The sequence below is a fragment of the Variovorax sp. 05T418 genome (assembly GCF_056396385.1).
In genome coordinates, this window is the sequence record NZ_JBFTLJ010000002.1 from 138,861 (window position 1) to 151,732 (window position 12,872).

Below are 12,872 nucleotides of genomic sequence, written 5' to 3' on the forward strand. Positions count from 1 at the left end.
GTGCCCTGCCCTCACTTCGCCGTCTTCTTCTGGTAGCCCGGATGCCAGCGCAGCCACCATTGCTCCAGCCCGCGCGCGAACAGGTCGGCCAGCTTGCCGAGCAGCGCATACAAGAGGATGCCCACCAGCACGATGTCGGTCTGCAGGAACTCGCGGGCGTTCATCGTGAGATAGCCGATGCCGGCCTGCGCCGAGATGGTTTCGGCCACGATCAAAATCACCCACATCAGCCCGAGCGAAAAGCGCAGGCCCACCAGGATGGACGACAGCGCGCCGGGCAGGATCACCTCGCGGTACAGCTGCCAGCGCGAAAGCCCGTAGGTGCGCCCCATCTCGATCAGCTGCGGATCGACGTTGCGGATGCCGTGAAAGGTGTTGAGGTAGATCGGAAAGAACACCGACACCGAGATCAGGAACAGCTTGGCCGACTCGTCGATGCCAAACCACAGGATCACCAGCGGAATCAGCGCCAGCGCGGGGATGTTGCGCACCATCTGGATGGTCGAATCGAGCAGCGTCTCGAAGAACTTCACCGAGCCCGTCAGAAGGCCCAGCACCAGCCCCGTGCCGCCGCCGATCGCAAGGCCCGCGAGCGCGCGGCCCGCACTGACCTTGACGTGCGTCCAGAGCTCGCCCGACACGGCCAGCGCCCAGGCGGCCTTGACCACGTCCACCGGCGCCGGCAGCACCCGCGTGGAGAGCCAGCCCAGCGACGAAGCGATCTGCCAGAAGACGATCAGCCCCACCGGCACCAGCCACGGCACCAGCCGAACCGCCACGCTGGCGCCGAAGGCCTTGAACGCGCCGCCGGTGGTTTCTTCCGAAGAAGACGCGACCGCCGGCAGTTCCTGTACCTGTTCCGTCATGGGAGATCCTTCTTAGCTTTGGGAAGCGAGGCGCGAAGGCGCATCGAGATTGGCAACGACTTCGCCGAACGGCCCGCTCAGCGAGCCGCCCGCGAGCCGCGACTGCGCCTTGCGCGAGAGCAGCGGGAACACCAGCTCGGCGAAACGGTAGGCCTCTTCGAGATGCGGGTAGCCCGAGAGAATGAATTTGTCGAGGCCGAGCGCCGCGTATTCCTCGATGCGCGCCGCCACCGTCTTGGGGTCGCCCACCAGCGCCGTGCCCGCGCCGCCGCGCACCAGGCCGACGCCGGCCCAGAGGTTGGGAGAAATCTCGAGCTCGGCGCGCGAACGCCTGGCGCCGCCTGCATGCAGTGCGGCCATGCGGCGCTGGCCTTCGGAATCCATGCGGGCAAAGGCGGCCTGCGCGCGGATCACGGTCTCGTCGTCGACGCGGCTGATCAGCTCTTCGGCGGCCTTCCATGCGGCGTCTTCGGTCTCGCGCACGATCACGTGCAGCCGGATGCCGAACTCCACCGTGCGGCCCTTGCGCGCGGCGCGGTTGCGCACGTCGGCGATCTTCCTGGCCACCTCGGCGGGTGGTTCGCCCCAGGTGAGATAGGCATCGACCTGCTCCGCCGCAAGCTCGTGCGCGGCGGCCGACGAGCCGCCGAACCACACCGGCGGATAAGGCTCCTGCACCGGCGGATAGAGCAGCTTCGCGCCCTTCACGCTCAGGTGCCGGCCCTCGTAGTCGAAGGCCTGCCCGCTGTGGCTGCGCGCAAGGATCTCGCGCCAGATGCGGATGAACTCGGCCGATTGCTCGTAGCGCTGCGCATGGTCGAGGTACACGCCATCGCCTTCGAGCTCGGACTGATCGCCGCCGGTGACCAGGTTCACCAGCAGGCGGCCGCCCGAGAGGCGGTCGAAGGTCGCGGCCATGCGCGCGGCCAGGCTGGGCTGGTGCAGGCCGGGCCGCACCGCCACCAGGAACTTGAGATTCTTTGTCGCGCCGATCAGGCTCGAGGCAATCACCCACGGGTCTTCGCAGGAGCGGCCGGTGGGAATCAGCACGCCTTCGTAGCCGAGGTGGTCGGCCGCGCCCGCGATCTGCTGCAGGTAGGCCAGGTCGATGGGTCGCGCACCTTCGCTGGTGCCGAGATAGCGGCTGTCGCCATGGGTGGGGAGAAACCAGAATATCTGCATGTCGTCTTTCCGTGGTGCTGCGTCAGATGGCAAACAAGGCGCCTCGCACGCGGGGCAGCGCGCAGCGCGAGCGCGGCGATGCGGCGTGCACACGCTGCCGCTCGGCAAGGCCCCAGGCGCGCGTGGTCGTGGCCAGCACGCGGGCGGCGCGATCGCGCAAGGCTTCCGGCATCACGCGATGCCCGCCGCGGCGGCCTCGAGCACGCTGATCCTTCGGGGGATCAGCTTCAGGTCGAAGAAGGTGTCCGCGATCTTCTGCTGCTCGGCAAGCACGGCCTTGCTGATGGGACTGGTCCCGTAGGCCGCGCGTGCCACCGTCAGTTCGGCCACCGGCTTCGGCAGGCCCCACAGGGCCGCGAACTCGGCGGCAAGATCGTCCTTGTGGGCGGTGCCCCAGACGTCGACCTTGTTGATCTCCTCGATCGCAATGGCCAGCACGTCGGCGTTCTTGGCCGCATAGCCGAGCGACGAGAAGTAATAGCCGCGGTTGCCCACCACGCCGGTCGCGTCGGCCAGGACGCGGGCCTCGAGCGATTTTTCGGCCGCGGCAAGGAACGGATCCCAGATCACCCAGGCATCGACCGAGCCCTTTTCGAAGGCCGCGCGCGCATCGGCCGGCGGCAGGAAGACGAGGTTCAGGTCGCTGTAGGCAAGGCCGTGCTTCTCGATCAGCTTGGCGATGAAGTAGTGGACGTTCGAGCCCTTGTTGAGCGCGACCTTCTTTCCCTTCAGCTCGGCCACGGTCCTGATGGCCGAGCCCTTGGGCACCAGCACCGCTTCCGACTGGGGCCGCGGCAGCGTGGTGGCCACGTAGGCCAGCGGCGCGCCGGCGGCCTGCGCGAAGATCGGCGGCGCCTCGCCTACGTCGCCGAAATCGATGGAGCCGACGTTCAGCGCCTCGAGCTGCACGGGGCCGGCGGTGAACTCGGTCCACTTCACGGCCACGCCGAGCGGCGCCAGCCGCTTCTCGAGCGTGCCGCGGCCCTTGAGAATGCTGAGGGCGCCCTTCTGGTGGCCGATGCGCAGCTGCCGCGCCGGCGCCTGGGCCAGCGCGGCGAAGGAAGGCAACGCGATTGCGGCGGCAGCGGCGCCCTGCAGCAGGCGGCGGCGCGGGATGGAGATGGAAGTCATGGACTCGTCCTTTTCGAATGCGGATGCGGATGCAGGTGGCCTCAGGCCGAGATGAAGCCGACGATGAGCGCGATGGCGGTCACCACGATCGTGCTGATGGCCAGGTCCCGCAGCGCCTTCCAGATGGAGCGGGGCTGCGCGTCGAGTGCGGAGTCTTCGGTGGCAACGGGGTTCATGCGTGATTCCTTGTGCAAAAACTTCGGGCAAGGCTGCGCCCTCGCCGCGCAGCGGCGGCTTCAAAGAACGGGAACAGGAATGGGGCTGGCCGGACTCGGGTTCGATCAAGAACCCGTTCTAGACGCTACATCGCACCCTGGAGAACGGCACGGGCTCGAAGCCGTGCGTGGCAGGCAGCTTCAGCCCTTCGGTCGCGAGCACCTCGACGGCCTCGTTGAGCCGCTCGGCCAGGTCGGCATGCACCTGGTAGGCGTTCTCGGGCGTGAGCGTGATCTGCGAATCGGTCGCGTAGACACCCGGCAGGATGTGGCGCGCCGACAGCGCATGCAGCACCGGCCGCAACGCGTAGTCGAGCGCGAGCATGTGGTGCGGGCTGCCGCCGGTGGCCAGCGGCAGCACGGTCTTGCCCTTGAGCGCGTTCTGCGCCAGCAGGTCGAGAAAAACCTTCAGCACGCCGCTGTAGGCGGCCTTGTAGACCGGCGTCGCCACCACGACCACGCGCGCATGCGCCACCTGCGCAATCGCGCGCTCGATGGCCGGATGGTTCCAGTCCGCCAGCAGCAGCGCCTGGGCCGGCAGGTCGCGGATCGCGAGCCGCTCGATGCGCGCGCTGCGGCCGGCCAGCCGCTCGCCCACGGCCTCGAGCAAGGCGGTGGAACGCGAGGGTGCGGAAGGACTGCCGGCAATCAGGAGAACGGACACGGGGGACTTTCGGTTTTCTTCGGGATTTCGCTTCGAGGTGCGAGGCGGATTACTTCTGCTTGGCCGTGTAGATCTGGTCGAACGAAGCGCCGTCGGCAAAGTGCTCCTTGTCGGCCTTGGCCCAGCCGCCGAAGGCCTGGTCGATGGTCACCAGCGTGAGCTTGGGAAACTGCTTGTCGTACTTGGCCTTGGCCTTTTCCGAGGTCGGGCGATAGAAGTTGCGGCCCGCAATGTCCTGGCCTTCGTCCGAATACAGGTACTTGAGGTATTCCTCGGCCACCGCGCGGGTGCCCTTCTTGTCGACCACCTTGTCGACCACCGCCACGGTGGGCTCGGCCAGGATCGAGATCGACGGCACCACGATCTCGAACTTCTCGGCGCCGAATTCCTTCAGCGCCAGGAAGGCTTCGTTCTCCCAGGCCAGCAGCACGTCGCCCACGCCGCGCTGCACGAAGGTGATGGTGGCGCCACGCGCGCCGGCATCGAGCACCGGAACGTTCTTGAACAGGCTGCCGATGTATTCCTTGGCCTTGGCGTCGCTGCCGTACTTGCGCTTGGCGAATTCCCAGGCAGCCAGGTAGTTCCAGCGCGCGCCGCCGGAGGTCTTGGGGTTGGGCGTGATCACCTGCACGCCGGGTTTCACGAGGTCGTCCCAGTCCTTCAGGCCCTTGGGATTGCCCTTCTTCACAAGGAACACGATGGTCGAGGTGTAGGGCGCCGAGTTCTGCGGCAGGCGCTTTTGCCAGTCGGCCTTGACGAGGCCGCCGTGCGTGGCGAGCGCGTCGATGTCGCCGCCCAGCGCCAGAGTGGCAACGTCGGCATCGATGCCGTCGATGATCGAGCGGGCCTGCTTGCCCGAGCCGCCGTGCGACTGCTTGATGGTCACGTCCTGGCCGGTCTTGCCCTTCCAGTATTTGGCGAAGGCGCGGTTGTAGTCGACGTACAGCTCGCGCGTCGGGTCGTACGACACGTTGAGCAGCGTCACGGGGGCCGCGCCCTGCGCGAACGACGGCAATGCCGTCAGGGCCATGGCACCGGCCACGCCGGCACCCAGGGAAAGCTTGATAAAGTCGCGGCGAAGGCTCATGGTGTCTTGCTCAAAAAGGCATATCAATGAAGCTGCGTATTCTCAATACGACATATAGAAACTGGAACGACCGAGTTTTCAGTTCTAAATAGCCAAATCAACTAAGCAACCGCTTTCCCCACCAGAGGCAATCAAAAATGGCACGCATGGTTCAGTGCATCAAGCTCGGCAAAGAAGCCGAAGGGCTCGACTTCCCGCCCTATCCCGGGGAACTGGGCAAGCGCCTGTGGGAAAACGTCAGCAAGGAAGCCTGGGCCGCCTGGCTCAAGCAGCAGACCATGCTGGTCAACGAAAACCGGCTGAACCTGGCCGATCTGCGCGCCCGCCAGTACCTGGCCCGCCAGATGGAAAAGCACTTCTTCGGCGAAGGCGCCGACGTCGCGCAGGGCTACGTCCCCCCCTCGAACTGAGCCCGTCTTGGCCGCCGAGCCCGTCGCCTGGCGCGCCGACGGCGTGCCGTTGAGCGAGCGCTTCGGCGACATCTATCACACCGAAACCGGGGCGCTGGCACAGTCGCGCCACGTGTTCCTGGGCGGCTGCGGCCTGCCCGGCGCCTGGTCCGGGCGGCCGCAATGGCGGATTCTCGAAACCGGATTCGGGCTCGGCCTCAATTTCCTGACGTGCTGGCAGGCCTGGCGCGCGGATGCGAACCGGCCGCGGATGCTGCACTACGTCTCCATCGAGGCGTACCCGGTCGGCCCTGAAGACCTGCTGCGCGCCGCCGGGGCCTACCCCGAGCTGATGCCGCTGGCCGAGCAGTTGGCCGCGCAGTGGCACGGGCTGCTGCCGGGCTTTCACCGGCTGGCCTTCGACGCCGGCCGCGTGCTGCTCACGCTGTGCATCGGCGACGTGCAGCCGATGCTGCGCGCCCAGCGCTTCGAGGCCGACAGCCTCTTCCTGGACGGCTTCAGCCCGCAGCAGAACCCCGCCATGTGGTCGCCCGACACGCTGAAGGCGGTGTCGCGCTTTGCGCGCCAGGGCACCGGCCTTGCCACCTGGACCTATGCCCGTGCGGTGCGCGATGCGCTCTCGCAGAACGGTTTCCAGCTCGAAAGGCGGCCAGGCCTGCCGCCCAAGCGCGACTGCCTGGGCGGCGTTTTTGCGCCGGCCTGGACGGTGCGCCGCCGCGGCCCCGCGCCCGGGCACGTCGAAGCACCGGGCCGCTGCACCGTGATCGGCGCCGGGCTGGCCGGCGCGGCCGTGGCGGCCAGCCTGGCGCGGCGCGGATGGCAGGTCACGGTGCTCGATGCGGCGGACCGCCCCGCCGCCGGTGCGTCCGGACTGCCGGTCGGCGTGATGGCACCGCATGTCTCGCCCGACGATGCCCTGCTGTCGCGGCTCACGCGCGCCGGCATCCGCGCCACCTGGCATGAACTGGAACGGCTGCTGGAAGAAGGCCGCGATTGGCGCGCCAGCGGCGTGCTGGAACGCCGGCCCGAAGGCGACACGCGCGTTCCCGCCGGGTGGAGCGACGGCGGCCCCAATGAATCGTGGCCGGCAAGCGCCGCGCAGTTGGCTGAGGCCGGTTTGCCGGCCGATGCACCGGCCCTCTGGCATGCGCGCGCGGGCTGGGTGCGGCCGCAGCGGCTGATCACGGCCTGGCTGCGCGGGCCGGGCATCGACTTCCGCGGCAACGCACGGGTGGCACGCATGGCGCACGGCGGTGGCACGTGGCAGCTGTTCGATGCGGCGGACCAACTGCTGGCCGAAGCGGAGCGCGTGGTGATCGCCGCGGGCTTCGAATCGGGCCGCTTCGCACCGGGGCTTCCGCTGCAGCCCGTGCGCGGCCAGGTCATGTGGGGCGCGATGGCGGCGCATGCCGGGCTGCCCCCGACACCCGTCAATGGCGATGGCCACCTGATCGCGCACGTACCCGCCGACGACGACGGCACCCGGCTCTGGCTGGCCGGCGCCACCTTCGACCGCGACAGCACCAATCTCGAGGCGAACGGCGCCGATGCCACCGCCAACCGCGAGCGCCTGGAGCGGCTGCATCCCGCCGCGGCCGCCGCGCTGGCTGCGAGCTTCGATCGCGGCCAGGTCAACGCCTGGGTCGGCGTGCGCTGCGCATCGGGCGACCGCCGCCCTCTGGTCGGCCCGCTCGATGCCGATGGTGCAGCCGGTGCGCCAAGTCCCTGGGCCTGCACCGCGCTGGGCTCGCGCGGCCTGAGCTTCGCGGCCCTGTGCGCCGAACTGCTGGCCGCGCAATGGCATGGCGAACCGCTGCCGCTGCCGGCCAACCTGGCCAAGGCGCTCTCGACCGCGCGAACGCAAGCGTAGGCGCTACCGCGCCAAGGCCCCAGAATGCAGCGCATGGCCATCCAATACGACATCACGCACACCACCGTCTACCGCTACAAGAAGCCGGTCACCTTCGGTCTGCACCGGGTGATGTTCCGCCCGCGCGACAGCCATGACCTGCGCGTGCTCGCCACCGACCTGCAGGTGAGTCCCGAGTCGTTCACGCGGCTGATCCAGGACCCGCATTCGAACTCGGTCGCGCTGGTGCAGCCCATGGGCGAGGCCACGGAGCTGCGCATCGTGTGCTCCTTCACCATCGAGCACGTGCCGGCGCAGCAGGACCAGCTCGCGCTCGATCCGGCCGCCGAATTCCTGCCCTTCGCCTATTCGGTGCAGGAGCGGCTCGACCTCGAGCACTACCTGCGCCCGCACCACGACGACGATGCCAACGGCACGCTGATCCGCTGGGCCCACCAGTTCCTGCACACCGACCAGCCCAACAGCACGCGCGAAGTGCTCGCGCGCATGAACGCGCACATCGGCCAGAGCCTCGAATACAAGGCGCGCGACGAGGAAGGCACGCAGACGCCGCTGCAGACGCTGGCGCTGGGCAGCGGCAGCTGCCGCGACTACGCGCTCCTGATGATGGAGGCCGCGCGGCGGCTGGGCATTGCCACGCGCTTCGTCTCGGGCTACCTGTACGACGCCGCGCTCGACCGCGCGGCCCAGGCGCCCGGCGAATCGATGACCGGCGCCGGCACCACGCACGCCTGGCTGCAGGCCTACCTGCCGGGCATCGGCTGGCTCGCCTTCGATCCCACCAACAACCTCATGGGCAGCGGCCAGCTGATCCGCGTCGGCGTCACGCGCGACCCGGCGCAGGCCGCGCCGATCTCGGGCAGCTGGTATGGCGATGCCGAGGCCTACGACGGCCTCGAAGCCACCGTGGTGGTGACGCGCCGCAAGGGCTGACGCAGCGCGCGCGGGTGTCGCGCAGGAGATAGCAGCTACGGGAAAGCCCGGGCCGGTGCGCCCGGCAACGCCCCTACGCTGCGCCGCCGGTCCAGCGAAATAGCACGGTCGTTCTCTACGGCCGCGCGAGGCTGCGCTGCGCCGGGCTTCTTCCCAACAACACAAGAACGGAGAGAGACATCCCATGCATTCCGCACGCCTGACATTTCTTGCCCTTGCAGCCAGCCTGGCCGTCGCCTCCTGCGGCGGGGGCGGCGGCGGCAACGGCTTTGCCTTCATGCCATTGCCGCCGGCGCCGGCACCCGCGCCGCCGGCACCGCCTCCTCCACCCCCGCCGCCCGAAGAAACCCGCCTGCAGGACAGCCGCAACTCCTTCGCGCCCGCCGATCCCGCGGCCACCACCTTCGCGGCGCTCGCCTCCGACGCCGGCGACACCGTCGACAACACCACCACCAGCCGCTGGGCCGGCATGCTCGGCGGCGCGCAGTACCGCGTCGAGGTGCCCGCCAACTGGAACGGCAAGCTCGTGATGTACGCGCATGGCTACGCCGGCGAAAGCAACCTGCTGCAGGTGAACAACCCCTCCATCCGCCGCTTCCTGATCCAGAACGGCTACGCCTGGGCGGCCTCGAGCTACAGCAAGAATTTCTACGACGTGCGCGCGGGCGTGGAAGACACCAACGCGCTGGCCCTGCAGTTCAACGCCATCGCCAAGGCCAACGGCCGTGAGCTCGCGGCGCCTTCGAGGATCTACATCACGGGCCATTCGATGGGCGGCCACATCACGGCGGCAGCCATCGAGGACGAGGCCTACGCCACCGCCAACCACAAGATGAAGTACCACGGCGCGGTGCCGATGTGCGGCGTGATGGGCGACACCGAGCTGTTCGACTACTTCGCGGGCGCGCAGGTTGCCGCGCAGGCGCTGGCAGGGCTGCCCAAGTACCCGAGCGTCAACTGGCTGGACATCCGGGCGCAGGTCACGGGCACGCTGTACACCGCGTTCCCGGGCACGCCCACGGCCACCGGCCTGAAGTTCGGCTCGGTGGTGAAGAACCTCACGGGCGGCGAGCGGCCGATGTTCGACCTGGGCTTCACGCAGGGCGGCTCGTTCGCGGCAGTATGGGGCGTGTTCGGCAGCGATGGCACGGTCAACGGCATCCTGAACCGGAGCACGCTCGACACCAACCGCTTCACCTACACCATCGACGGCGACGTGCCGGGCACCACGGCGCTGAACACCTCGGTGCTCAAGCTGACCGCGGCGGCCGATGCGAACCGCCTGCGCACCGACGGCCTGCGCTGGATTCCCAAGGCCAATGGCGAGTTCAGGATTCCGGTGGTCACGCTGCACACGCTGGGCGACCTGTACGTGCCCTTCAGCATGGAGCAGATCTACCACCAGCGCGTGGCGGCCAAGGGCAACGGCGGCTGGCTGGTGCAGCGCGCGGTGCGCGGCATCTCGCACTGCGACTTCACGATCGCCGAACAGGTCGAAGCCTTCGACGCGATGGTCAAGTGGGAGCGCGACGGCGTGAAGCCGGCAGGCGACGACGTGGTCACCGCGGCCACGGTGGCGGACCCGGCCTACGGCTGCACGTTCACGCGCCCGCTCGGCACGCTGGACGAAAGCCCCACCAGCAAGGCGACGCGTCCGGGCGCAGCCGCGGCACGCCCCTGCCCGCCCTGAGCGGCGGGACCGGCAGGTGGATCGGTAGATGCTGGGTGCCCGCGCTGTAGCATCGCCTCCACCCACAGGCCACCCACGAGCGCTGCACGATGACCGCGACATTCAGGATCTCCGAGGACGACTATGTCGACGCCATGAAGCTCTACGCGCGCCTGCCGCGCACAGCGCGCTGGCTCCTGGGGGCCGCGGCCGTGCTGCTCGTGCTGGCGGCGGTCTTCGGCACGCGGCAGGTCCAGGCGAGCGCGCTGGGCGGCCTGGCCGGCGGCGCGGGCGTGCTGCTGGCCATGCGCGTTTTCGTCATGCCGATGACGGCCCGCCGGCACTACCGCAAGTACAAGGCGATCCGCGAAGAGTTTTCTGCGGAGCTGCTGGACGACGCACTGCGCCTTCGCGCCCCGCACGGCGAGAGCCGGATCGTCTGGGCGAACGTGCTCAAGTGGCGGCAGGACGACCGCTTCGTGCTCATCTACCTGATGCCGCGCCTCTTCCATGCGCTGCCCAGGTCGGTGGCGTCGCAGGGCTTCGACCTGCCGGGGCTCATCGAGCGGCTGAACCGGCACGTCGGCCCCGAAGCCTGAGGCGCTTCAGGCGGCCGTGGCGCCACCCAGCTGAAAGCGGAACACCGCCCCCTTGTCGGGCTGCTGCACGAGCCGGATGTCGCTGCCGTGCAGCTGCAGGATGCGCTGCACGATCACCAGGCCCAGCCCGCCGCTGCCGGAACCGTCGCTGCGCGCCCCGCTCAAGAACACCGGGCGCACGAAGAGCCCCTTCTGCAGCTCGCCCGGAATGCCCGGGCCCGTGTCGCTCACCTGCACCGCCACGCCCGAGCTGGCGGGCCGCAGCTGCACCTCGATCTGGCCGCCGGCCGGCGTGTGGCGGATGGCGTTGTCCAGCAGGTTGGTCAGCACGCGCTCGATCATCCCGAGGTCGGCCGACACCACCGGCAGGCCCGGCGCGATGTCGGGCCTGAGCTGCTGGTGGCGCGCCTCGGCCGCGAGTTCGAATTTCTGGAACACGTCCTGCACGAGATCGGCCAGCGCGAAGTTCTCCTTCTCGGGCTTGACCACGCCGTATTCGAGCCGCGCCAGTTCGAACAGCTCCTGTGCGAGCCGGCCCACCTTGCGGCTCTGGCCGAGCGCGATTTCCAGGTAGCGCCGGCGCTCCTCTTCGCTCAGCGAGCCGGCCTTGAGCAGCAGGGTTTCGAGATAGCCGTGCAGCGAAGTGAGCGGCGTGCGCAGGTCGTGCGAGATGTTGGCGAAGAGCTCGCGGCGCTGCTGGTCCGAAAGCGTGAGTTCGCGCCATTGCTCGGCGATGCGGCGCGTCATCTGCGTGAAGGCCTGGCCCAGCAGCGCGATCTCGTCGCCGCCGCGCGAGAGCCGCGCAAGGGTGGGCGCCTCGCCCCCGGGCGAAGCCGGGCCTTCGGTCTCGAAGCGCTTGACGGCCTGGGTCAACTCGCGCAGCGGCCGCGTGATGAGCCGGAACGCCGCCAGGCCCGCAATGAGGCCGAGCAACGCCACCAGCGCCATCGACCAGAGTGTGGTGCGCAAGAGGTTGTCGGCCGCGAGCCTGGCCGCCAGCGCGTCGTAGTCCTCGCCCTGCAGCACCACGTAGACATAACCCGCATCCCGTCCGCCCACCTTGAGCGGCGCGGCGCTGAACACCTTGGCCGCATCCGCGCTGCGCGGATCGTCGCCCACGATGGGCAGCGCAGCACCTGACAAGAGCTTGCGGATCGGCTCCAGTGCCACACGGTCGCGCTTCAGGTGCCCGGGCGGCGCGGCCTGGGCCTCGATGCGGCCGTCCAGCCCCAGCAGGTAGACCTCCACGCTGGGGTTGACCGCCATCAGCTTGTCGAACAGGTCCTTCACCGCGGCCTGGTTGAGGCCGCCGGGGCGCATCAGCTCCGAGTTCTCGGCGATGTGCGCCGCCAGCCCCATCGACAGGCGCTGCACCACCTCCTGCCCGTGCAGCCCGCTCGCGCGCACCTGCAGCCAGGCCGAGGCGCCGCAGCAGGCCAGCAGCAGCAGCGCGAACACCACCGAGAGGCGGCGCGAGAGCGTGGCCCAACTGGCCCAGGCCATCACGCCCCCCCTTCCTCGCCGGCTCCGGTGGGCGAGAGCTTGTAGCCCCGCCCCCAGACGGTCAGGATGCGCCGCGGCTCGGCCGGATCGGCCTCGACCTTGGTGCGCAGCCGGTTGATGTGCGTGTTGACCGTGTGCTCGTAGCCGTCGTGCTGGTAGCCCCAGACCTGGTTGAGCAGGTCGAGCCGCGAGAACACCTTGCCCGGATGGCGCGCAAAGAAGTACAGCAGGTCGAACTCGCGCGGCGTGAGCTCGATCAGCCTGGCATCGACGCGCACCTCGCGCGTCACAGGATCGATGTCCAGGTTGCCCAGCGTGAGGCTGCCCGACTCCAGGCGGGCATTGCGCGCCAGCGCATCGGTGCGCCGCAGCAGCGCCTTGACGCGCGCCACGAGTTCCAGCACCGAGAAGGGCTTGGCCAGGTAGTCGTCGGCGCCCAGCTCCAGGCCAAGGATGCGGTGCACCTCGCTCGACCGTGCGCTGATGATGATGATCGGCGTGTAGCGCGCCATGGCGCGGGCGCGGCGGCAGATCTCGAGGCCGTCCACGCCGGGCAGCATCAGGTCGAGCACCAGCGCGTCCCAATGGCCGCGCTCCAGTTCGCGCAGGCCCGTGTGGCCGTCCGCGGCGTGTTCGATCGCATAGCCTTCGTCGCGCAGGTGCATGCGCAGCAGTTCGGCGATGTGGGCGTCGTCCTCGACGATCAGCACGCGTTTGGCAGTGTCCATGGCACCGATTGTCCC

14 protein-coding genes are annotated in these 12,872 nt (G+C 69.1%); 5 read left to right on the top strand and 9 right to left on the bottom strand.

Annotated elements, in window-relative coordinates; translation table 11 throughout:
* Positions 1 to 11: 11 nt before the first annotated feature.
* The 7 genes from ssuC to AC1DMS_RS04000 form a co-directional block, all read right to left on the bottom strand.
* Positions 12 to 866, bottom strand: coding sequence for an aliphatic sulfonate ABC transporter permease SsuC (gene ssuC / locus AC1DMS_RS03970; protein ID WP_012748076.1), 855 nt, complete (start codon positions 864 to 866; stop codon positions 12 to 14).
* Between the two features lie 12 nt (positions 867 to 878).
* On the bottom strand, positions 879 to 2,048 hold the full coding sequence (gene ssuD, locus AC1DMS_RS03975) for an FMNH2-dependent alkanesulfonate monooxygenase (protein WP_436044113.1): 1,170 nt from the start codon (positions 2,046 to 2,048) through the stop codon (positions 879 to 881).
* A 22-nt stretch (positions 2,049 to 2,070) separates the two neighbouring features.
* Positions 2,071 to 2,220: a hypothetical protein gene (locus AC1DMS_RS03980; protein ID WP_436044114.1), complete on the bottom strand. Its 150-nt coding sequence runs from the start codon at positions 2,218 to 2,220 to the stop codon at positions 2,071 to 2,073.
* Positions 2,220 to 3,179, bottom strand: a complete 960-nt coding sequence (locus AC1DMS_RS03985) for a sulfonate ABC transporter substrate-binding protein (protein WP_012748079.1) — start codon at positions 3,177 to 3,179, stop codon at positions 2,220 to 2,222. The genes AC1DMS_RS03980 and AC1DMS_RS03985 overlap by 1 nt, the downstream gene beginning before the upstream one ends.
* Positions 3,180 to 3,220: 41 nt before the next feature.
* Positions 3,221 to 3,355, bottom strand: a complete 135-nt coding sequence (locus AC1DMS_RS03990) for a hypothetical protein (protein ID WP_012748080.1) — start codon at positions 3,353 to 3,355, stop codon at positions 3,221 to 3,223.
* A 118-nt stretch (positions 3,356 to 3,473) separates the two neighbouring features.
* A complete protein-coding gene (ssuE, locus tag AC1DMS_RS03995) occupies positions 3,474 to 4,058 on the bottom strand; it encodes an NADPH-dependent FMN reductase (protein ID WP_041945521.1) in 585 nt (194 codons plus the stop codon).
* 49 nt (positions 4,059 to 4,107) lie between these two features.
* On the bottom strand, positions 4,108 to 5,145 hold the full coding sequence (locus AC1DMS_RS04000; RefSeq protein ID WP_012748082.1) for a sulfate ABC transporter substrate-binding protein: 1,038 nt from the start codon (positions 5,143 to 5,145) through the stop codon (positions 4,108 to 4,110).
* Between the two features lie 137 nt (positions 5,146 to 5,282).
* Between AC1DMS_RS04000 and AC1DMS_RS04005 the strand changes: the two genes are divergently transcribed.
* The 5 genes from AC1DMS_RS04005 (at position 5,283) to AC1DMS_RS04025 (ending at position 10,626) form a co-directional block, all read left to right on the top strand.
* Positions 5,283 to 5,555, top strand: a complete 273-nt coding sequence (locus AC1DMS_RS04005; RefSeq protein ID WP_012748083.1) for an oxidative damage protection protein — start codon at positions 5,283 to 5,285, stop codon at positions 5,553 to 5,555.
* Between the two features lie 7 nt (positions 5,556 to 5,562).
* The gene (gene mnmC / locus AC1DMS_RS04010) at positions 5,563 to 7,425 is read left to right on the top strand and encodes a bifunctional tRNA (5-methylaminomethyl-2-thiouridine)(34)-methyltransferase MnmC2/FAD-dependent 5-carboxymethylaminomethyl-2-thiouridine(34) oxidoreductase MnmC1 (protein ID WP_478180691.1); all 1,863 of its coding nucleotides are present in this window, start codon (positions 5,563 to 5,565) and stop codon (positions 7,423 to 7,425) included.
* A gap of 33 nt (positions 7,426 to 7,458) precedes the next feature.
* Entirely contained in the window at positions 7,459 to 8,358 is a 900-nt protein-coding gene (locus AC1DMS_RS04015; protein WP_230537788.1) for a transglutaminase family protein, read from the top strand.
* Between the two features lie 184 nt (positions 8,359 to 8,542).
* Entirely contained in the window at positions 8,543 to 10,048 is a 1,506-nt protein-coding gene (locus tag AC1DMS_RS04020; RefSeq protein WP_478180692.1) for an alpha/beta hydrolase family protein, read from the top strand.
* Between the two features lie 89 nt (positions 10,049 to 10,137).
* The gene (locus AC1DMS_RS04025; RefSeq protein WP_018904532.1) at positions 10,138 to 10,626 is read left to right on the top strand and encodes a YcxB family protein; all 489 of its coding nucleotides are present in this window, start codon (positions 10,138 to 10,140) and stop codon (positions 10,624 to 10,626) included.
* A 6-nt stretch (positions 10,627 to 10,632) separates the two neighbouring features.
* Here AC1DMS_RS04025 and AC1DMS_RS04030 read toward each other — a convergent pair whose 3' ends face one another.
* Together AC1DMS_RS04030 and AC1DMS_RS04035 are read right to left on the bottom strand one after the other, a co-directional pair.
* Positions 10,633 to 12,129 carry a sensor histidine kinase gene (locus AC1DMS_RS04030; protein ID WP_012748088.1) on the bottom strand — a complete coding sequence of 499 codons (1,497 nt, stop codon included), beginning with the start codon at positions 12,127 to 12,129 and terminating at the stop codon, positions 10,633 to 10,635.
* Positions 12,129 to 12,857 (bottom strand): response regulator transcription factor, encoded by a 729-nt coding sequence (locus AC1DMS_RS04035; RefSeq protein WP_478180693.1) that lies wholly within the window; start codon positions 12,855 to 12,857, stop codon positions 12,129 to 12,131. Before AC1DMS_RS04035 ends, AC1DMS_RS04030 begins: the two co-directional genes overlap by 1 nt.
* Between the last annotated feature and the right edge of the window lie 15 nt (positions 12,858 to 12,872).